At 47.7% G+C, this 21542-nt stretch carries 20 protein-coding genes; 12 read left to right on the forward strand and 8 right to left on the reverse strand.

Annotation, left to right across the window (positions count from 1 at the left end):
* Positions 1–115 precede the first annotated feature (115 nt).
* The 7 genes from AWQ22_RS16020 to AWQ22_RS16050 form a co-directional block, all read right to left on the reverse strand.
* Entirely contained in the window at positions 116–508 is a 393-nt protein-coding gene (locus AWQ22_RS16020) for a type II toxin-antitoxin system death-on-curing family toxin (RefSeq protein ID WP_065711972.1), read from the reverse strand.
* A complete protein-coding gene (locus tag AWQ22_RS16025) occupies positions 505–729 on the reverse strand; it encodes a histidine kinase (RefSeq protein ID WP_065711973.1) in 225 nt (74 codons plus the stop codon). Before AWQ22_RS16025 ends, AWQ22_RS16020 begins: the two co-directional genes overlap by 4 nt.
* Before the next feature lie 92 nt (positions 730–821).
* Positions 822–2066 carry a hypothetical protein gene (locus AWQ22_RS16030; RefSeq protein ID WP_084449086.1) on the reverse strand — a complete coding sequence of 415 codons (1245 nt, stop codon included), beginning with the start codon at positions 2064–2066 and terminating at the stop codon, positions 822–824.
* 329 nt (positions 2067–2395) lie between these two features.
* Positions 2396–5317, reverse strand: a complete 2922-nt coding sequence (locus tag AWQ22_RS16035) for a CHAT domain-containing protein (protein ID WP_232321591.1) — start codon at positions 5315–5317, stop codon at positions 2396–2398.
* Positions 5318–5415: 98 nt separating this feature from the next.
* Entirely contained in the window at positions 5416–6561 is a 1146-nt protein-coding gene (locus tag AWQ22_RS16040) for a DUF1822 family protein (protein WP_065711976.1), read from the reverse strand.
* A 13-nt stretch (positions 6562–6574) separates the two neighbouring features.
* Positions 6575–7303 (reverse strand): hypothetical protein, encoded by a 729-nt coding sequence (locus tag AWQ22_RS16045; protein ID WP_065711977.1) that lies wholly within the window; start codon positions 7301–7303, stop codon positions 6575–6577.
* Between the two features lie 207 nt (positions 7304–7510).
* The gene (locus AWQ22_RS16050) at positions 7511–8326 is read right to left on the reverse strand and encodes a hypothetical protein (RefSeq protein WP_065711978.1); all 816 of its coding nucleotides are present in this window, start codon (positions 8324–8326) and stop codon (positions 7511–7513) included.
* A gap of 220 nt (positions 8327–8546) precedes the next feature.
* Here AWQ22_RS16050 and AWQ22_RS16055 point away from each other — a divergent pair, with 220 nt between their 5' ends.
* From AWQ22_RS16055 to AWQ22_RS16105, 11 genes are all read left to right on the forward strand, one after another.
* Complete coding sequence (locus tag AWQ22_RS16055; protein WP_065711979.1) at positions 8547–9056, forward strand: DNA integrity scanning protein DisA nucleotide-binding domain protein; 510 nt, start codon at positions 8547–8549, stop codon at positions 9054–9056.
* 83 nt (positions 9057–9139) lie between these two features.
* Positions 9140–10696, forward strand: a complete 1557-nt coding sequence (locus tag AWQ22_RS16060; protein ID WP_065711980.1) for an ATP-binding protein — start codon at positions 9140–9142, stop codon at positions 10694–10696.
* Positions 10697–11695: 999 nt separating this feature from the next.
* Positions 11696–13510, forward strand: coding sequence for a CHAT domain-containing protein (locus AWQ22_RS16065; protein WP_065711981.1), 1815 nt, complete (start codon positions 11696–11698; stop codon positions 13508–13510).
* 90 nt (positions 13511–13600) lie between these two features.
* Positions 13601–13897 carry a DUF1778 domain-containing protein gene (locus AWQ22_RS16070; RefSeq protein WP_065711982.1) on the forward strand — a complete coding sequence of 99 codons (297 nt, stop codon included), beginning with the start codon at positions 13601–13603 and terminating at the stop codon, positions 13895–13897.
* Positions 13887–14390, forward strand: a complete 504-nt coding sequence (locus tag AWQ22_RS16075; RefSeq protein WP_065711983.1) for a GNAT family N-acetyltransferase — start codon at positions 13887–13889, stop codon at positions 14388–14390. The genes AWQ22_RS16070 and AWQ22_RS16075 overlap by 11 nt, the downstream gene beginning before the upstream one ends.
* Positions 14391–14554: 164 nt before the next feature.
* On the forward strand, positions 14555–15007 hold the full coding sequence (locus AWQ22_RS16080) for a hypothetical protein (RefSeq protein ID WP_065711984.1): 453 nt from the start codon (positions 14555–14557) through the stop codon (positions 15005–15007).
* Between the two features lie 110 nt (positions 15008–15117).
* A complete protein-coding gene (locus AWQ22_RS16085; protein ID WP_049761775.1) occupies positions 15118–15708 on the forward strand; it encodes a hypothetical protein in 591 nt (196 codons plus the stop codon).
* A 35-nt stretch (positions 15709–15743) separates the two neighbouring features.
* On the forward strand, positions 15744–16139 hold the full coding sequence (locus AWQ22_RS16090) for a hypothetical protein (protein ID WP_065711985.1): 396 nt from the start codon (positions 15744–15746) through the stop codon (positions 16137–16139).
* 404 nt (positions 16140–16543) lie between these two features.
* Complete coding sequence (locus AWQ22_RS16095; protein WP_065711986.1) at positions 16544–17695, forward strand: hypothetical protein; 1152 nt, start codon at positions 16544–16546, stop codon at positions 17693–17695.
* A gap of 25 nt (positions 17696–17720) precedes the next feature.
* Positions 17721–18410: a hypothetical protein gene (locus AWQ22_RS16100; RefSeq protein ID WP_065711987.1), complete on the forward strand. Its 690-nt coding sequence runs from the start codon at positions 17721–17723 to the stop codon at positions 18408–18410.
* Between the two features lie 4 nt (positions 18411–18414).
* Positions 18415–19596: a pentapeptide repeat-containing protein gene (locus AWQ22_RS16105; protein WP_065711988.1), complete on the forward strand. Its 1182-nt coding sequence runs from the start codon at positions 18415–18417 to the stop codon at positions 19594–19596.
* Between the two features lie 255 nt (positions 19597–19851).
* On the opposite strand, the gene AWQ22_RS16110 is transcribed toward AWQ22_RS16105, so the two are convergent.
* Positions 19852–21078, reverse strand: coding sequence for a YafY family protein (locus tag AWQ22_RS16110; protein ID WP_065711989.1), 1227 nt, complete (start codon positions 21076–21078; stop codon positions 19852–19854).
* A gap of 157 nt (positions 21079–21235) precedes the next feature.
* On the opposite strand from AWQ22_RS16110, the gene AWQ22_RS16115 reads away from it, so the two are divergent.
* Entirely contained in the window at positions 21236–21457 is a 222-nt protein-coding gene (locus AWQ22_RS16115; RefSeq protein ID WP_157094672.1) for a hypothetical protein, read from the forward strand.
* The last annotated feature ends 85 nt before the right edge of the window (positions 21458–21542 follow it).

Here is a 21542-nt window from a genome sequence, read left to right on the forward strand (position 1 = left end):
AGGAGAATCATCCAAGCTTGAGAGGCTCTAGGCTCCGAACATGAGTGAGTCATTAGCGCGATTACCCATAACGTTATGGGTAACCAACCAGCGCAACCAATCTCCAGGCTTTGAACTAGGTATGACGTTTTAACCAGCAAGATATTTTTTCGATTTCTGTAACCTGGGGAGCCTGGCCCATAGATATTTCCCGAAATAGACTAGCAGCTTCTGCTGGTAGCGCATTTAATTCAACGTCATTAATCGCTAAAAACGTATAGACAACGATCAAAGCCACTCGCTCATTTGCTTCGACAAAACAATGATTTTTGGTAAAGGCATAGGCATAGACTGCCGCTAAATCACAAAGATCTCGATTCTGGGAGTAGTAGAAAACATTTTTCGCTTTATGCAAACTTGCCATAATTGACCCAGCAGCTAAAATACCGGGCTGTCCACCTGATGCTGCAATCACTGCTTGATGGATGCCATAAATATCTGCGGCATTTAACCAAATCGGTTCTTTCATCGGGCTAACTCAATTAAGGCTTGCTGATATTTTTCGATACCACATTGGGCAATTTTCATTTTTTGCGCCAAATCTAAATCTGCCGGAGACTGGCGTCGATGCTTATCCAAGATTTCCTCAAGAGCCATAACAGTCAAAGCTTCCAAGGAAAGGTCGAGGTGGAGCGCAAGAGCGATGGATTGTTCTGCAAGATCATCGGGTAGTGCAATAGTAATCGCCATGGTTTTTTGTGGTGTGGTTGGTGTTTGGGATCTGAAAAGCAGATTTTAAAGATCAATTGTGAATATCTACTTTACCGAGAGTATTAGCCAAGTTAGCGCTGCAGTCGTTTCTGCAAATACTCACAAGTCCAGCCCCGGTCCACTAGCACTTGCCAGGACACCAAATGAATACCATCCCGCACCAGATAATCCCCATCCACCTCTTCGTAGTAACCCAAACGCCCCAACTTCTTCATCGCCTCAAACCAGTAGAAGAAATTCGCCCTTTCACTCGTGTGATTATTTGCCACTGCATTCTTGACTGCATAGACAAAAAAGCCCGCTGGATTTTTCACATAGTGGTCACGCCGATACCGCTGATAGGCGGCGATCGCCCCCTCAATGATTTCTGCCGCCGTCGTCTTCACTAACCGCACCAGAGAAGGATTCAACACAATCCCTAGATCATCAAGCCGTTCCAAATGAGCCTTGGCTTGGGAATTTACCACCACATCCGCTTTATCCGCTTCTTCCGTCTGCAGTTGTTTTTCCTCAATGGCTTGAGTTGTAACGTTCCCAGCTTCCTGAACTGGAGTTCGCTTATCTTTCTCTTTCTCTTTTTGCCTCAATTCCCTTGATTCCGTTGAAAACTCAACCCTTTTCCCAGAATTAGAAGTTGATTGGCTCTCTCCTTGCTCCCTAGGCCCAATCATCGCCGATTTCTCAGTCACCAGCCCATTATCGTGATCACAAACATTTCTTGTTGATTCTACACTTTGGCCCGTCGCTTTTTCTTTTTCTTGGTCTAACTTGTGGGTTTCACCAGTAACTGCATTTCCAGCTTCATGGTTTTTAACATTTTCCCCTTGGCTAGACTGAGTTTTCTGTTCCAGTACATCAGTAGCCTGAGGATCCAAAAAAGAAAATTTTAATTGAACAGCAGAACAATCCTGATCTGTTGAATCTTTAGTATCTATATAAGAAGGTACGGCAGCATCAGGGTTTGAGGCGCGTTTTTGAGAAGTTTTATTCCCAAACTGGGAAGTTTTGTTCTCGATTTGGGAAGTTTTATTCCCGGGACGATAAGCGGCGAGTTTGTAGATTTTGCTGTTGTACTGGCGCTGAATATTGACGAGACCAATGTTTACGAGTTCGGTCACGGCCTGGCGGATCCACTTGAAGCAATAGGGTTTCTTGCGGAATTTGCCAGTCCAGTGGCGGAAAGTATCGAGGTCTACTTCAAAGGTTGTACCGGCGGGACGTTTGCGTAGAAGCCAGTTGTAGAGGGTGGCGGCGCAGCGACTTACTTGGTTGAGGAGGCAGTCACTATCGGCGGTAATCATGGCAAAGGCGGTCATTTTTTTATTCTCCAGATGGGGGGGTTGGAGAATCAGCAAAAAAGCTGCTAGAATGTACCCATCGAAAATCCCTGGAAAAAGTTTTTCGATGGGTCGGTGGAAGCAGAATTCCGCTGACCCTCATCTTTTTTAAATTTCTCTAATTCTACAGGATCTTCTCCAGGAAAGGGAAAGCCCCCTAGGGGAGATCTATATCAGCTAATCTGGCGTTGCTACGTCACTGTGACGAAAAGTCGTAGGTTATGGCACCGTCTGTTTAAGGGCATTGAAGCAGTAATAATTTAATAAAACTTTACAAACTTCCCTGATAGAGCCAAACCAATGATGGCTTAGCTGCCTTGGCAGATGAAACCGGCCCAATAAAAGGGATCGATATAGGGTTGTTGGTTGGGGTTCCCTATGTTGATCTGGTGGGCCAGCTCCGGAAAGTCACGACACAGGTCGGCAATAGTCACATTTCTAAGACGCTGTTGAGCTTGTTGTAGGGCGATCGCCGGTTTTTGGGTTTCTTTGAGGACTTCATAGTAGTAGCTAGTGAAAATTGCTGTTGCGAGGTCATCTACCGCCCAGAGAGAGGAAATCACCGTTCTTGCACCCGCACAGAGAAAACCTGTCCCCAGGGTCAGTAGGTCATCGGTTAGCTCTGGTTTACCGAGGTTGGTTTCGCAACAGGAAAGGAACACATGGTTGAGATTTGGGTAGCGTTTTAGCATTAGACTGCCCAGGCTAAAGTTGCCATCGCCTAATTTCAGGGCCGATTCTCGCGGATTACTGAGGTTTGATTCGGCGTGGTGGGCGGAATGGATATTCTCAACTCGTTCTAGCAAGGCCTGATAGTTTTTAACGGTAACTTCTGCTTTGCCCCTGAGGTAATTTTCAGGCAGGACGGTTTCTAACTCTCTGAGTCGTTGGGCTTCAATGTGGGTAAATTTCAGGTCATCACTGGCATTTTCGACGATGCCATAGGTGATTTTCTGGGGTTGGGGGCGGTCATGGCAGTATTTGAGGATCTGGCAACTGGGCAGCACCCGGATCTGGAACTGATCACCTAGGTAGGTTTTGTGGATGATGCTCTGGATTTTTGTGATCTTGGTTTTTTCCTTGAGCTTAATGCGGGAATTATCCGGAGAGTTGCTAGTCACCGTTGCTTGGGCATCGCCGAGGGGCAGGGCAGCAAAGGGAATGTGGTGGAGGCCCAGGTGGGGAATGATGATTAGCTCCTTAATGCCTTGTAGGTGGTCTTGAACCAGTTGCTCTAGGTTTAGGGCTTGGGCAATGTTTTGTAGGTTGTGTCCCAGATTAGCCCGCCATTGGGGATTATTTTCCTGGTAGGGGATTAACCACTGTTCGGTCAGGAGTTCCTCCAGCTTGCCGTAGGTCAGCTCTAGACAACTGTGGAGAGTTACTATCGGCTTGGCTTGCTTCGGTTGCTGGAACCGGGAAAATAGACCTGATTTTTTTGGGGTTGCTGCGGGATAGCGGATGACAAAAATATGGGTTTCGGCGCCGGTATTGCAGATGCTGAGGATGGCACTCTCTGGGCCTGGCAACAAGGCAGCAATCTCCGCAAAGGAAATCGCCTCCACCTGGATTTGTTGGGCGATCACAGGGTCAGCGCGGCGAATTTCCCGCCAGAGGGTTTGTTTCTCTGCTGCTAGGGCTTGGATTTGTTCTAGTTTTTCTTCCCTTGCCTCTGAGCTGAGGTTAGTTTCCTGGAAGCGACTGAATCGTCTTTCCATGCTCCCCTGGGAATCATCTTCTTGACGCAGGTCATGGAGTTGTTTTTCTATGGCTTCGTAACGGGCGAGGTAGTCCTGAATTTCTGGAGGGATTTCTGCATCGGCATAGAGATCATTACTGGCAATTAGATCCACCAGGCGACGACTACGGCCCCGCTCAGCGTAGGTAATTGCCTCATCATATTTCCCCAGGGCAACGCAGGCTTGGATAATGTTGTCATAGACTTCAATATTTTCAGTAATAATTTGTTGTTTATAGTCATCATCGGTTGCCCAACTGGTCAACAATTCAATACATTCAATCGCCGTTTGATAGGCTTTAATTGCTTCTTGCCAGTTTGCTTGTTGGAAGTATAAATCGCCCAATCCAGAACTGGTGTTTAAGCACTCATGAGGATAGTCATTTTTTGTCCTCACGGTTAAGGCTTGTTGGTAATGAAAGATAGCGCGTTCAAGGTTCTCCCGTCTGTCCCCCTCTATCCGGTCACTATAGGCACTAGCCAGGTTATTCTGGGTCGTTGCCCAATCTTCTGGATAGGCTTCTTCCGTACTGACGGTTAAGGCTTCTTGGTAGTGGAAGATAGCGAGTTCAAGGTTCTCCCGTCGCTCCCCCTCTATCCGGTCTAGGTAGGCAAGAGCCAGGTTATTTTGGGTTGTTGCCCAATATTCTGGATAGGTTTCTTTCGTATCAATGGTTAAGGCTTGTTGATAGTGGAAGATGGCAAGTTCAAGGTTCTCTCGTCGCTCCCCCTCTATCCGCTTACGGTAGGCAGAAGCCAGGTTATTTTGGGTTGCTGCCCAAGCCTCCGGATAGGCTTCTTTAGTCCTCACCGTTAAAGCTTGTTGACAGTGGAAGATAGCGAGTTCGATGTTCTCTCGTCGCTCCCCCTCTATCCGGTCTAGGTAGGCAAGAGCTAGGACATTTTGGGTTGTTGCCCAATCTTCTGGATAGGAATCTTTTGTCCAGACTGTTAACGCTTCCTGGTAATGGTGAATGACCCTTTCTGTAATTTCGCGTCTATTTTGCTCGAGATTGTCAAAATAGTCATAGGCGATATCCCACTGGATTTCAGCCCAGTCTTCCGGTGATTTAATTTTGCCCGCTTCAAATTCCTGCAGAATCAACGGCATCCGCAACATCTCAAAGACCACCGCAATCTTGAACATTAGCCATTGCTGTACTGACTCAACATCCACATCCGGCAACTCCATCGCCACCGCCGCCTCAATCTCCTCAAGGGTTTCTGTAGGTGGCTCCAGGTCATTAAAAATGAACTGGAAAAGATCATGAATATTCTTTTGACTCAGCCTTAAGAGCGCTTGGTTGAGGTGAATTTCTGACTCGAACTCAAAGGAATTTTGTAAAACATCCTGGAGCAGTTCAATCGCCCTAAAGATCAGCTCTAACTCCGCTTCCTCACAATTTTCCTCCAGGTACTCAGACAGCTCATCAATCGTCCACTCGTTCAGATTCGCATCGAGGTTTTGTTCGTACTCTGTTTTGGACATCATGGCGCTGATTTCTGTAACAAGGTTAATGAATGCAAGGTAATCACCCAGGGGACAATTGGGGAGGTAGGGAGGCAACAGGCTGTCACCTCCCCAGTAGGCTAAATCTGAAAGTATTTTTGGACTAAGGTATCGCTGAAGGAAAACTCCAGAAGAAAACCTTCTCCGGTTTCTCCTTCTAACTCAAGGCTCAGTTGGCGATCGCCTTCATCCACTCGTTCCTCATATAAGACCGCATCAGTATCATCGAGCAAGCGGAGGCTAAGACCCACAGGGAGCGCTTCTGCTCCTTCTTGGGGATAGACTTCAATGGCAATATCCACGGAGTTTTCGTCCTTAGGGAGACAACGGATCACCACCCGCAAATCTTGACCCCCTAAGGACAGCATGCTGATGCCATGACAGAGGGATTGATGCACAGGGGCGCTGGTAGAGCGCGTTTGGCCCGCAAGACTGAGGTTAAGATCTGGGTACATCAGGGTAGCGAACTCGTCCTGGAGATTGGCCCAAGCCCCCTGCCATTGATCCTTTAACCAATCCCCCAGAGCGACAAAATCCCCCCAGAGAGTATTCAGTTGCGCGAGGAAGTGATTTGCCGTTTCGTCCAGTTGGGGATAGGCCTGAAGCAATGCCACTTTTCGTTGGCGCAGGGGTAAATCCTTAAGGCGTTCCAGCATCACAATGGCATCGGCGGTAGAGACAAAGACTTCCGTGGCCATCAGTTCAGGCAAAATTTCCAGATATTCTTCTAAGCCGTAGAGATAGTCCTGGAGTTGCTTAATGTCCTGGAGTTGGCTGAGAGAAAAATCAGTGGCATCTTCAGCGAGGTCTGCTGTCGGGAGGTAACCATAGAGCCGACAGGAAGTCGTTTCGCCAGAAAACAGAACCACCACATAACCAAGGGCAGGTGCTGCCTGGAAAGGTAACGGAAGGCGATCGCCCTCCGCTAGATCCTTACCTTGTACAGGAATACAAATAAGGGGGCCAAAATCAGGTAACTCTAAATCAAACGTGGGGTTGAGTTGGCGTAGAAGAGGATGATCACTGTTGCTGGTACTCAGCTCCGTGGTGATATGTAGCTCGGAGAGAAAATCCTGAACTGCAGTACGGGCCAGGGTTCCCAGATAAACAGACTCTGCTTGAGCTTCACTCAGCTGTTGGGCCGCATAACGGCGTGCTAGATATTGTTGTTCCGGTTTAAAAGTTACAGTAAGGCCAGTTGTGGCATCTAAAAGAGGTGTATTCATAAAAATAAGGGGGTTAACAATAATGTTGACGAAGCTCGTCAAGGAGAGGTTTGCATTTACGGTGCCAGTGACCAGTGATTGTTCCCTGGGAAATGCCAAGCTCTAGGGCAATTTCTTTAAAGGTTTGTTTGGGCTCCCGAAGATTTTGACGATAAAAAATGTCATAGCAATTGCACTGAGAATATTTTTTGGAGGCACAGGCTAGTTTTTTCGGTAATAACACGAGAATTTCTTGGTATTTCCGTTGATTTTCGCGGATAGTTTCAGCGTCGATGAGAGTATGCATAGGATTTGTATCAGCAGGAATACAATCTTCGAGGGTTTGCCCTTCACCGATAGGCGTGCCAAGACTAATAGAGCCTTGAAATCCTTTGCCGGACTCACGACGACGATCTAGTTTACGCTTTTCATCCTGGCAATCCCGCTTGAGGATCATTGAAACCCAGTTGATAAAAGCTTTAGAAACGATTTCTATATCAGTTGGCTGATCAAGCTGCCGTTGGCTGAACTTGACCTGGGCCTTGTCTGTAAAAAATTTGGTGATATTTTTTTGGACATCCTTCATGGTCATCGACAATGCTTGCTCGTAGTAGCGCGAGTAACCAGGGCCCAAAAAGGCTTTTAGTCGGGGGATTTGGTCAAGCCCATAAGCAAGTGTTTCTACAGCATTGTCATAGGGTTGGTTGGTGGCATGGCAGTGGTAAATGTTGAGAATGAGGGTGCAGAGGGTGTGGTCGTCCATCGCGTCGGGTATTAGTAAGTGTTGGCAGTGGAGGAGAACATAGTTTTTAGGATAACTAAGGAATTAATGGGGAGTAAGAGAATATAAGCCGGTAAAAGACCTCCAAAACGCTTGCTGTACTGTAATATCGTCAGTCCAAAATAATTTATGCAAAAAGAGGAAAATTTCTTTGACTCAATTCGGCGATCGCCCCTCTGTCATACCGCTTCAGTCCCTATGACGGTCGTTTGACTTTCTTTGTAAGGCATTGTTTTGCTGTCGGAGTAATTGCGGTGAAACATAGATCTCAAAAGGAATCGGGCCAATTCCCCTGGCGGTTGTTGCAGTCTGTGAAATCACTCTGGGAGTCTCTAGTGAGTGATGCGGATCTAATTGTTCAATGTCCGCCAATCTTTTCTGGATGTTGGCGGCTTCAGGCTCATAGGCCAATACTTGATGATAATCGCGGCGGGCCGTTGCATAATCTCCCCGTTGAGCATAGAGTGCCACCCGCTTCGTCAGAGCAACCACAAAATCAGGTCGGAGGGCGATCGCCTTGGTGAGATCCCGAATAGCATCAGCATTACGTTCTTGGGCATGGTAGACAATCGCCCGTTCATAAAGCCACTGTGCATTGGTGGGTTCTCCACGGATCGCTGCCGAAAGATCCTGTAAAGCAGCCTGCCAATGGTAGGTGGCTCGCTGCTGGTAAAAAGCTGGATAATCGCCTAGAGGCTTTAAACACGAAGCCCGGTAGAGCAGGAGTTGATCCCAGGAAAACTCAAGATTGAGTTGATCACCACCCCGAGTCATCCGTTGCCGATGAAAGCCTGATGCTTGAAAGTATGGGGCAGCATTGTCAAAGTCCCGGAGGGCAGACTGATAACGCCGCGTCAAAAATAGGCCAATGCCCCGGTAGAAAAAAGCCAGACCCTGCTGATGACCTTGTAGTAAGAGGTCATTAAAAAAATTGAGTGCCTCTTCCGGTGCTTCATTCAGTAAGGCGATCGCCTGAGCAACGTCTCGATCTAATTCAGTGGCCATAATTATGCTCCTGACAAGCTCAAATTAGCAAAGTAAACATGGGTCGCCATTGATAGACATTCCCGTGTCACTAAATCGCCGCTTCCCCCAGATTTATGCAATGCGTTCGTTTTTTGTGAAAATCCATCACCTAAATTCCGCCTGAACCGCCAAAAATTGCATAAAAGCAGAATAAGCGCCGATATAACCTTAGCAGCTTGAAAAATAATCCATTTTTCCGATGATGACCTTGCCGAAGCCCGAAAATATGCCCTTAAGCCATAGCCCAACCATCCAGACCCTCATCCAAACCATTGATTACCTATCCCAGCATCAAATTGGTGCCTTATTAATTATTGAGCGCCAGATTCCCCTAACCGAGCAAGATGCCCTCAGGCCTGGTGTCCCCCTAAGGCTGCCTCTAACCCAAGATAATTTGGTGCGTATCTTTAGACCGAGTTCACCCCTCCATGATGGTGCAACCCAAATTCGGGGCCAAGAAATTATTGCTGCCGGGACTCTCCTCCCCCTCTCCTGTCAGCCCCTGCCCCGTCGCTACGGCACAAGACACCTGGCAGCACTGGGGATTTCAGAACAAGTGAGTAGCTGTGTTGGGATTGTGGTCTCCGAAGAAACTGGCGGGATTACCCTGACCCATAAAGGAAGCTTTAACAATAATCTCACGCTCCCCCAACTGCAAATCTATTTACAGCAACTCCTGCTGCCTCCCACGACCGAGTCACTTCCCTAGACCACCAAGCATCACAGATGCATTTAACCATTGGTTGAATTAACTCCATTAACACCCTAGATTTAAGGAAATTAAGAAAGACAATGCTGACCCAATCCAAAGGCTGGCTCGCCATTAGTACCGACGGCTTTGCCGCGATGAATGCTGCCCGTCCCCCCGAACACCTCGTCAAAGAATTAGTACAAAATGCCCTGGACTCTATTCCTGAAGGGCAACCCGGTCAAATTGATCTGAATTATGGCTATGGGCAAAATAAATTCTTCGTTGAATGTCATGACAATGGCGGTGGCATTGAATGTCTATCTGATTTGCGCGTTGTTTATCTCACCCACAAAACCGATAGTCACCTCAAGCGGGGACGTTTTGGTCGGGGGTTTAAAGAAGCCCTTTGTGTGGCCGACTATGCCCTTGTCCAAAGCCAAGGCCAGCAGATTGAATTTCTCTATGATGGCCAGGAGCGAGTGACCCAGGAAAATCCTAGTGTAACTTCTCAACTCGGCACCCTGGTAAAAATGCAGATGGCCTGGCCCCCAGAAACCAAGCTCAAATTGGATCACTATTTCCGCCAGTTTCTAATTCCAGAAGGAATCCAATTCCGGCTCAATGGCATCCCTCTAGTGACTCGCCCGAGTCAGTATCGCGTCGCAACCCCTCTCACGACAGAAGTGTACGATTACCAAGCTCAAAGCTGGAAGAAACCCCGCCGCAAGACAAGCATTCATTTAATTCACAGCCAGGCCGACGAAATACCGATGATTTATGAGATGGGCATTCCCGTAGCCCCAGTGGAATGGACAGTCCCATTTCATTGCAATATCCAACAGCGGGTTCCCATGAACCCTAACCGCGATGCCGTGGCGACGGGCTATCCCCTCAAGCTTCATGTGGCCTGTTTACCGATTCTGTTGGAGAGTATGGATTCTGAAACTGTGCGCCAAGACTGGGTGGGCAATGCCGGCAAAAAATGTGACCAGGCAGTGAAACAACAGATCATCACCAAGGCCTTTGGGGGAAATATTGCCCGCTCTGTGCCGAAGACAGGGGCCAGACAATTTGATGAAGATGCCCGGGAGTTGGGGATCGAGATTGTAAAAACCAGCCAGACCAGCGGCGGTTTCCGGGAGATGCTAAAGGAATTAATCCCCACGGCGCGGGAGATCGTCCAAAAAGACGAGGTACAGAAGGCTGCGGAAGCAACGGCCAGTGGATTTGTGCCGACCCAGCCTTTACCAGAGCAGGATCCCCGACAAATGTGGATCGAGCGCCAGGGAGGGATTGACCATGTGAACCGCTGCTTAGATTTTGCCGTGTGGTTTTGTCAGCAGCTGCTGGATAGTTATCCGTTCCCCTTGCGGCGAGTGACGGGGAAGGTGGCGGTGAACCCTGAGGGCAGACAGCGATTCGTGGCCCATTGGAGTAGTGAGAATGTGTTAACTTTGGCTTTAGACCACGACGAGCTATGGCGTAATCCCTTGGGGCCAGAGTCTTTGGAGGTTTTTATCCATGAAGCAGCCCATGCGATGAATATGCACCATGGCGAAGATTTTCGCCGGGAAGTGGAGCGTTTGGCTGGGATTGCTGCCCATGTAATGTTGATGCAAAATCAGTTTATCTACAGAAAGTATCAGAATCTAATCTAAGAAAAAATCACAAGCTTTGTTTCTAAGTAAATTCTTTTCATTAACAAACTAATGTTTCAGAAATTCATATTTGTTTTAACAGTCATTTGTCTTTTATTGGGAATAATCTTAATTCCAAGCCTATTCTTATGCTTTCTTTTACATTGCTTTAGTAAATTGCTTAAACCTATTTCACGTGAATGGTGGGCTTATACTGTTGCGCTAGAGGGACTTTTTTGGGGTATTGCATCTTGGGCTAGCTTAAGTCAGCATAAGGGTGCTAATTATCAAAATAAATCTATTGATTGTTATAAAAAATCCCTAAAAATATTTGTAAGGACTAAATCTTTAAAAATATCAGGAACGATACATTGTCGTCTGGCTCTTGCCTATAAAAACCGAATAGAGGGGGAGAGAAGGGAGAACCTTGAACTTGCTATCTACCACTACCAACAAGCTTTAACGGTCAGAACGAAAGAAGCCTATCCAGAGGATTGGGCAAGGACCCAGAATAACCTGGCTAGTGCCTACAGTGACCGGATAGAGGGGGAGAGAAGGGAGAACCTTGAACTTGCTATCTACCACTACCAACAAGCTTTAACGGTTTATACAAAAGAAGCCTATCCAGAGGATTGGGCAAGGACCCAGAATAACCTGGCTAGTGCCTACAGTAACCGAATAGAGGGGGAGAGAAGGGAGAACCTTGAACTTGCTATCTACCACTACCAACAAGCTTTAACGGTTTATACAAAAGAAGCCTATCCAGAGGATTGGGCAAGGACCCAGAATAACCTGGCTCTTGCCTACAGTGACCGAATAGAGGGGGAGAGAAGGGAGAACCTTGAACTTGCTATCTACCACTACCAACAAGCTTTAACCGTCAGTACAGAAGAAGCCTATCCAGAGGATTGGGCAAGGACCCAGAATAACCTGGCTAGTGCCTACAGTGACCGAATAGAGGGGGAGAGAAGGGAGAACCTCGAACTGGCTATCTACCATTACCAACAAGCCTTAACTGTGATGACAAAAAATGGATTTCCCCTTGATTGTTTAAGTACAAGCTCTTTATTAGGTGATTTGTATCTCCAACAAGAAAGCTGGCCAGCAGCCATTGAAACCTATCAAACAGCAATTGAGTGCATTGAATTACTGACCAGTTGGTCGACTGATGAGGACTATAAACAACAGATCATCGCTGAAAATATCAGGGTCTATGACAACATCATCCAAGCTTATGTTGTCCTGAGAAACTATGATGAGGCAATAACCTACGCCGAACGGGGGCGCAGTCGTCGCCTGGTAGACCTGATCGCCAGCAATGACCTTTACGCCAATGCGGAAATCCCTCCAGAAATTCAGGACTACCTCACCCGCTACGAAGCCCTGGAAAGACAACTCTACAACCTCCGCCAAGCTGATTCTCCTGAAATAAGCGATGGTCGATTATCTAGTTCACACCGTAAGACAAATCTTTCCTCTGAAGAACAAGAGGCAAGGCTTGAACAAATCCAAGTCCTAGAAACAGAGAAACAAACCCTTTGGCGGGACATTCGCCGAGCTGATCCTGTGATTGCCCAACAGATTCAGGTGGAGGCGATTTCCTTTGGGGAGATTGCTGCCCTGTTACCCAACCTAGAGAGCGCCATCCTCAGCATCTACAATACTGGCGCTGAAACTCATATCTTTGTCATTCGCCAGAGAGCGCAAGAAACCGAGATTAGCCTTCATAGCTGTCCAGACCTGACCTATGGCAAGCTGGAGGAACTTCTGACGGAACAATGGCTGCTCCCCTACCAGGAAGAAAATAACCAGCAATGGCAGGTTGACCTGGGCCAAAACCTGCAAAATATTGCCCAAGCCCTCAAGCTAGAGCAACTCATCCAAGATCACCTGACAGGCATCCAGGAATTGATCATCATTCCCCATCAGGGCCTCCACCATATTCCCTTCGCAGCCCTGCCCCTCGGTGATGCCCAAACGACCGCGACTAGTAGCTCTCCGGATAATTCCCGCATTAAGCTCAAGGATAAAACCAAGATAAAAACAATCCAGAGCATCATCCACGAGACCTACCTGGGGGATCATTTCCAAATCCGTGTGCTACCCAGTTGCCAGATCCTCAAATATTGCCATGACCGCTCTAAACCTGAAAAAATCACCTATGGCATCGTCGAAAATGCCAGTGATGACCTGAAATTTACCCACATTGAAGCCCAACGGCTCAGAGAATTAGAAACAGTCCTGCCTGAAAATTACCTTAGGGGAAAAGCAGAGGTCACCGTGAAAAACTATCAAGACCTTTTGGCCCGCGTCGAGAATATCCATTCTGCCCACCATGCTGAGTCAAACCTCAGTAATCCCCGCGAATCGGCCCTGAAATTAGGCGATGGCAACTTTAGCCTGGGGAGCCTGATGCTGAAACGCTACCCGAATCTCAATCATGTATTCCTTTCCTGTTGCGAAACCAACCTAGGTAAACCGGAGCTCACCGATGATCTGCTGACCTTAGGGACAGGTTTTCTTTGTGCCGGGGCGCGGACAGTGATCTCTTCCCTCTGGGCTGTAGATGACCGAGCAACGGCGATCTTTAGTAGCTACTACTATGAAGCCCTAAAACAGACCCAGAAACCATCTCTAGCCCTACAACAGGCCCAACAGCGTCTTAGAAAAGTAACTTGGGAGCAGTTGTACAAAGATTTTCCTGATTTAAAAACAGCGATTAGAAAAGAGGAATTAGCTCGACGTCAGGGTGTGAATTTCCAGGGAAAAGATGCCAGTCAATATCCTTTTGCAGATCCCTACTACTGGAGTGGCTTTATCTGTCAGGGGGTGTAGTGATATTTTGCTAGGCTAAGCATCAATCGACATACGGCAATTTGCCGGATATATTTGGAGTATGGTCAATTGTTACTCCCGCGTATCTTCATGAAACCAGCCCCTAAAAGCAAAAATCTTGCCCGTCTAGAAGCTCGCCTCAGTCCAGAAGTAAAGGCGCTCATGCAGAAAGCAGCGGATCTCGAAGGGCGATCGCTGACTGATTTTGTCGTGACCAGTGCCCAAGCCGCAGCCTATGCAGTGATTGAACGCCATCACACCCTGAAACTAACCCTAGAAGACAGTGAAGTTCTTGTCGAAACCTTATTACAGCCACCGGAGCCGAATACAGCTCTCCAACAAGCAGTAATCCGTTACCAAGAAAAAATAGCAGCCCATGGTGCTTAGGATTCAACCTCTGGACAAACGAGTCCACCAGCGCGGGGATTTTTCTTGCGGTGAAGTTTCTTTAGATACCTATTTGCAAAGGCAAGCTTCCCAAGATCTGAAGAAGCGGGTGGCGACAGTCTTTGTATTGGTGGATGAACCAGATATGGTGGTGCTGGGCTACTATACTCTGTCGGCTTATACAGTTGATGTAGGTGTTCTGGGGGCAGATGTGACTAAGGGTTTACCCCGCTATCCCCTCCTGCCAGCAACCCTATTGGGACGCTTGGCAGTGGATCAAGACTGCCATGGTCAAGGTTTTGGAGAGTTCTTATTGATTGATGCTTTACGTCGAGCCTGGGAAGCTTCCCAGACCATTGGTTCTTTGGTCGTCGTAGTGGAAGCGTTAAATGAGAGAGCCCGGCGTTTTTACCTGAAATATGGCTTTATACCGTTTTTGCAGGCACCATTAAATCTTTATTTGCCAATGAAGTCGATTGAGGCTCTTTTTTGATGATGCTTTGCTTGACCTGCAGTACCAGGAAACATAGGTGAGACATGAGGATAACGGCGGCTGGTCAATTTCAAGCAAAATTTTTCAGAGATTTTTGGAAAATTTGCATAAAAAAATTTGAGGTAGCGATTTAAAGAGTAGAAGCACAAAACGGAGCCCCTCCCATGGATGACAAACACCAAGAACTTCTCCTCCAACTCGCCGCCCTTAAGGAAGCTGCCAAAGCAAGACCCAATAACCTAGAAATTCAAGCGGGCATTGAAATCCTAGAACAGTTACTCAAGGAACGCCGTGCCCTCCAAGAAAAATCCCAACAGGAGCGGGAGCGGCGACAACAACTCAGTAGTCAGTTATGTGAATACCGCGAGAATTATCAAATCCAGGCTGAAGATCTCAAAGCTACTTACCAAGAAATGAACCGCTCCATCCAAGAAAAACAGCAGATTGTCGCTCGACGCGATCAACTGCGAGGTGAACTAGAAGCCATTGACAGCACTGTTCAAGAAGCTGTTGCTCAGGTTAAGGCCAGTAACTCCCTGCGACAAAAATTCAAAATCCTCTGGGATTTCCTCCAGGTCGTTTTCTTTGATGAGTCAACAGTCATTTCCTCATCTTAATCAAGATCAAGTGAACGACTATCCCCTAACCTCCCCAGGAAACGCGAACAATGCCACTGACGACTCCCTTAGCCTCGACACCTTTTGTAAACTCTAGCCCTGTAACAACCATGGACGGACAAGAAAACTTTGAAGAACTTATTAAACGACTCTATGAGATGGCCAGAGAAAATCCCGATGATGAAGATCTCCAAGCAATCGTCGAATTGATCAAATTTTTACGCCGTTCCCGAGGCAGTTTGCAAAGCTGGAATCACCGTTACCGCAGCGATATCACCAATCTCCAAGATGAAGTGAATGACCAAATGCTCACCAACGAATCTTTGCAACAGGATTTGCTGCGCGCCCAACAGGAGATGCAACAATTGGCCTTAGAAAAACAACGATTAGCCCAGGAACGGGAAAAGATCCGCGCTGAATTAAAAGAAATCGACCGGGAAGTCAAAGTTGCGGCAGCTAAAGTGCGCTCTAGTAAAAGTTTGTATGGCAAATTCTCCATCGTTTGGAATTTTCTCCAGTCCACCTTTTTCTCCGATGACCCCCAAGATTTTGGCAAAATCGAACCCGGTAATGACGATGATCCCGATATTCCCCCCAGCGCTGGTCCCGTTGATCCCAATCCGAACCCAAATAGTGGTGGCGATAAACCCTGGATGAGCTCTAGTAGAGCCGATATCCAACGCGATCTGCTAGACCGCTAATTATTTATTCTTTGTCCAAACTCCCGAAATACTTTATGTCACGCTTTAGCAAACTCATTGACCAACTCGAAGACCTAGACCAGCAGGATTTGCGTAATACCGCTAAGGTCTTTGCGATTACCGCTGAACTTTATGAACGTCTGCAACAGGTGGTTGAGGCCCAAAAAGAGCCCCCCCCGGCACAAATCCCTGGGGAGCAGATTAGTGAAGCACTGATAAAAGAACGCTATGGCAGCTACAACGAAGCCTATCGAGCCTACCAGCAGACCTATCACATTAAATGTAGCCGCGGTTGGAAACACCTGTTACCCCAGGTGAAGGATCTACCAATGCCCCAGACCCAGACAGAACGGATCGAGCAACTCGAAACAACCGTGCAAACCTTATCTGAGATTGTGATGAACCTTGTTCCGCCGCCGGGTTCTTCTTGATCAGGGTCTGAGTGCAATCAAAAGATTGCCAATCAATTTATTAGAAAATATCAGGAGTAATCATCATGTCTCTCTGGACGCGCCGCTAACCCTGTCCAAGCTGTGGTCGCTCTGGCACAGGCCGAATTAAATGCAGTAATTGTCAGACTGTAGGTTGCAGCAATGGCAATTGTGAAATCGGTGGTTTGAACCGCTGGTGTCCCATTTGCTGCAAAGAAACCCGAAAAATCCACCTATAGTGAGACCCTGCTCTCGTCAGTCAATGCCTTGCCCCTCCTCTGTTTGTTCAGGTGGAGGTTATTTTTTGGCTCAAAGCTAGATTGCATAAACCATCCAGAGGATATCGATATAGATACCAGGGGAACAAAAACCCCACCCGCCCCAATTATTACGATCGCCTCCCTATGCAAACACCAATTCCCCAGACCTACCCTTCAAAACTGCGCTTCGATGCTCTGCCGAGTAGTGAAGATTTATCTTCCTCTGTGCAAGCCGCCCGTAAAACAACTCTTTTTCTCCTGAAATGCGCCTTTGTCTGTCACCCCAAGGATCTCCATGGGACGGCCATTGTCACCAAAGAAGTCAAACAGCGGGCCCGCTTAAATGCCAGCCTCATCACAATTTCTAGTTTGATTAATACCATTGGTATCACCCCATTTATTCTCATTGCCCTGAGTGGCTTCGGCATTGGGACAATCCCCGCCGCCGCCGTTGTCCTCGGTGGGCTTAATGCCGCCTCTAACCACTGCGGGGCGATCGCTGCCAGACATGCCCCAGGTTATCGCGCCAATGCCTGGTGTGGCCTCAGCGGGTTTCTGATGCTCAATACCCTCCTGACTGTTTTTACAGGCCCCGGCATTGTGATGTTTACCAACAAACCCGCCGTCCAACAACAGCTGGCAACCAGCATTATCGAGGAACAACGGGAGCGCCTCGATGTATTAAAGCCAGCAGATGAACTAGATGATCTGGAAACCCAAATTAATGAAGCCCAGACAAGCCTCCAGAAAATTGTCATTGAAGAAGGAGAGGTAGCTTCCCGAGAAAATCCCGAATGGCAACGACTTCATTTGAGTCTTTATGGAACCTATGAAGAGCGCGATACCGACTGGACGACGGTCAAAACACCAAATCTGCCCCTCACTCAAAAACTCGAACGCCTTGAGACAGAAAATCTGGCCGCCTACAATGCCGCCAAGGCTAACCTAGATGAACGCCTCAGCCGCCGCACCCAATATGGCAACGATGTGCAATTTCTCCAGGCAGAAATGCCCGACCACTTTAGCAGCAATTTTCAGCCCAACCAGGAATTAAAATCTCCTGCTGATGGAGCGGCGATCGCCACCGAACTTTTTACCACGGATCTGAAGGCCGGTCGCTTTGAACGCCTCGCCTTTCCAATGCTCATGGCGGGAATCTCCATTGCCTTAAGTGCCACGGCCTGTGTCCTGACCTATACCTTTTCCCGGAGCCCTGCCGTCCAAGATAGTTTCGACCCCCAGAAAAAGGCGTTAGTTCGCAAAGCGATTCAAATGCTTCGTCAACGTTCCCAGTAAGCCTCATCCCCAGAAGATTAAACCGATGACTCTCTCCTATCCCACGCAGTCTAGCCCAGGCCCCAATTCAGCTTTGCTTGATCATATTGAAGCGACCGGTGAAGTGGACGAATGCCCAGAACTAGCACTACTCGTTGCGGAATTGATGCAACAGGAAGCCGAACAACAGGATTCTCCCGAAATAACATCAATCGATCCAGCGGCGATCGCCACCTATGAACAGGATTTATCTATCCAACGGACAGCCCTGAAAAACCACTGTCGGCAGCTATACCAAGCCCTTTCGACAATCGAAACGACCCCAGAAGCATCATTCACCGGAGCACCCGCTGAAATCCAAGACCACATCGAACAAATTCAGCAGGTGATCATGCCCATCATGAATTTGAGCTATCGCTATCATGACATCCTCCAAACGAGCGATCGCCGAGACGGCATTACCCACTGCTATTACACACGGGGCCTGACCTACTGCACCCACTTCATTGCCCAAAAAGCCAGCGTCACGGCGATCACCACAGAATTGAATACTGCTCTCCGACCAACCATTCTTCTAGCACGTATCTACCGCTATCTCGACCAATTACCCAGTCTCTATGACGCCTTAAGCAATCGACTGCTACAAACCCTGTGGGAGCAAGTTCCCAGCGAAGCTGAATCAGCCTCTCTGTTTTTTACCCAACCCACCGAGTCCCCGAACCAAGAGGAAATTTAAACCCATGAAACGTTTTGTTCGTACCGTTATCCAAGGCCTTGATACCCTAATTTTCTGGCACCGCACGGCTCCTTTCCGCCCGACTTTCTCTAAAGAACGCCTCAACAATGCCCAGTTTAAACAAGCCATCCAAGGCGATCGCCGTGATTTTAGCCGTGTGGTTTTTGTGGGGGTCGACTTTAGCCAATATTCCCTCCAGGGATTTGTGTTCTACCAGGCTGATTTTCGCCTGTCAAACTTATCTGCCCCAGGAACTAACCTAGCCGGTGCTGAGTTAACAGGAGCTCTTTTGCAGAATGTGAATTTAGCCGGTGCAAATCTGGAGAATGCCATTCTGTGCCATGCCAATCTCGAGGGTGCTAACCTTGCCAACTGTAACCTTAAAGATGCGAATCTAACTGCCGCCAACCTAAGCAATGCCCTCTTAAATCAAGCCCAGCTCACGGGGGCGATTCTTGTCCAAGCCAAAGCCCAAGGCGCTAATTTAAAAGAAATCCAAGGCCAGGGTCTCAATGCCCATAGTGCTGATTTACGAGGCGTGAATTTAAGCCAAAGTATTCTCAATGCCGCTGTGTTTAGCCAGGCACAATTGGGCGCAGCAAATATTGCCCATAGCCAATTGCAAAATAGCAATTTTGCCGAAATCCAAGCCCCTCAACTCAATGGCGTCGGCTGTGATTTATCGGGGGCTGAACTGCAAGAAGCCAACTTACAAGGGGCCAATCTCCAGGATGCCGTGTTAAAGCGCACCATGTTGCAGCAGTCCAATTTAGCCGGGAGCCAGTGGGCCCGGGCCGATTTGACCCATGCCACCCTCAGTGGAGCAAACCTCAGCGGTTGTGTCTTTGATAATGCCAATTTAAATGGCGCTAATCTCGCAAAGGCCGCCATGAAAGAAGCCAACCTAAACCATGCTTACTGCGCGGGGATTAATGCTGCAGGTGCGAACTTAGCCGGGAGTAACCTCGCCAATGCAGACTTGCGAGATGCCAATCTCCAGGGGGCAAATTTAGGCCGTGTGAACTGTGCTTGGGCGGATTTACGGGGCGCAAATTTGCTGGGGATCCAAAGTACTGACTTGAATTTAGAGAATGCCGATTTGACGGAGGCTAGCATCTCTGGCCTAGACAATATAGCGGCAATGACCTGGCTACCAAAAGAATATAGCGTTAAAAACTCTGAATAAGTAAGACACAAATCTACTTTATCTGCTATGGGTAACTGTTTTCTCAAGAAGAACTAAGAGGCTATTTATAAAGTAAATGAATTTCTTAATTTGACCCGTTCGACTGAGCGTTTGACGACTCGACTGCCTTTGACTCGAGCTCAGGCCGAGAGTAGCTCATCGAAGTCTCGTGTCGAAGCCTAAATCCCCCAAAATGGGGGACTTTCATTCCATTGATTGCCTAAAAATTTCCCCCAGACTGGGGGCCGGGGGGCTTTATAAATCAGCTCTAACGTCGTGTTTTTTATGTGTCGATGTCTCCAATTCGTAGCGCTTTAAAATTTTCTGGGCTTGCTGATAATGTTGTTTGATCAAGAAATCCGGTGTCAAAATCTGGATATTGTGCTCATATCTCCTCAACCACTGCATAAATTCAGGGATGGATCGCCGGGGTAATTCCAGCGAATAATCAACGTACTTTGGTTGATAACCCCTAGATGCTTTTGGGCCTTTGCGGATCCGTTGGCTCAGATGTCGTTGTTCTGCTTCGAGGGTAATCATGGCTGCCCCGTCAAAGAAGCGCACTTTGATGGGGATCAACTCAGCGGTGCCTTGCAATTCAGCCTGTTGCTCCTCTGCTGTGCCTAACCGGAGGCCCCACCCTTGTGCCAAAAGTTGGTGGGCGATCGCCAATCGTTCTCGCTGTTGATCCAAACCCCGCCCTTGGGGATCAATAATTCGAAAATGCTCTGCAAATCTGTTAAGGCGACCAACCACGAGACACCCATTCTGACAGTCTTCATAGAGGAGATACCAGGCCACGTGGTAAAAAATCAATTGCAGGGGCCAGACTCTCTGTAATCCCAGATATTTTTCTGTATAGAGAGAACTATGGCGACTAATTTCAATTTTTTGGCCTTTCCAGATCGCTGTCTCAAGGTCTGGTAAGTAATGAAATAATGTGTGTCGATATTCGCCCTGGGCCATCATCAGCTCTGGGTCGGTCTGATTGACGGGGTGATTGAGGTTTTGCCGGATTGGATAGGTGGGGTCTAGCTCCTTAAAGTCGAAGCCCCGCAGATAGCGTTGGATCTTTTCTAAGGTTTGACGGTAACGGAAGTCACCCAAATCATGGGCGATCGCCCCCATACCGTTGAGCGCTAATTGAAGATCCGCCGCACTAAAGACCCCCGTTCCCAGATAGTAGCCCCAGCGGTACATTCGATTTTCAAGAATTCTATATTTTCGTAAAAAACTAAAGTCCTTACGAATGGTGGCTAAAGAAGGGTAGTTCGGTCGAAAATCGATACCTAGTTCACGGGCGATCGCCTGCCATTTTTCTTGGACAGCAGCCAAGGCGTTATGGTGTTCCTCCCGATTACCCATGCCATCAACATCAGGACATCCTACCCCCGGAAAACGGATTAAGGCAGTTATTAAAATAAGTAAGCGATCAAAACTTTTTTGGTCAGAGTAAGGATGGGTTTTGGACACTTTCGGCATGATGTTGACCTAGGACTAACCCGATACTTCTTTCATTGTCTACCAAAAGAAACTATTCCAACATTGTTTCGACTGATTCTTAATCAGACAACAAATGCGATTTTAATAATATTGGCTTTTTGCTGATTTTAATTAAGAACATTTGATTCAATAAAAATTGTCTGTAGTAGGGGCGATCGCCATGAATAGCCAAGAATGGTTCAAAGTATGTACATCCGTCGCCATTATTGTCTGGGGATTTTCCACCGCTGGGGCGATCGCCCAAGAAAATCAAGTTTGCCATTATGATCGGTGCTACTTAGATGGTGGATCAAAGGTACTTTGTCGGGTATTAGTGCTTGGCTCCCTTGGGATCGCCACTAGTATCTTGCGTTCTTAGAGCCTCTTTATAAAACCCCCGGCCCCCAATTTTGGGGGATTTAGGCTTCGACATGAGACTTCGGCGTGAGCTCAGTTAAACGCTC

The organism is Picosynechococcus sp. PCC 7117 (assembly GCF_001693275.1).
Taxonomy (GTDB): Bacteria; Cyanobacteriota; Cyanobacteriia; order Cyanobacteriales; family MRBY01; genus MRBY01.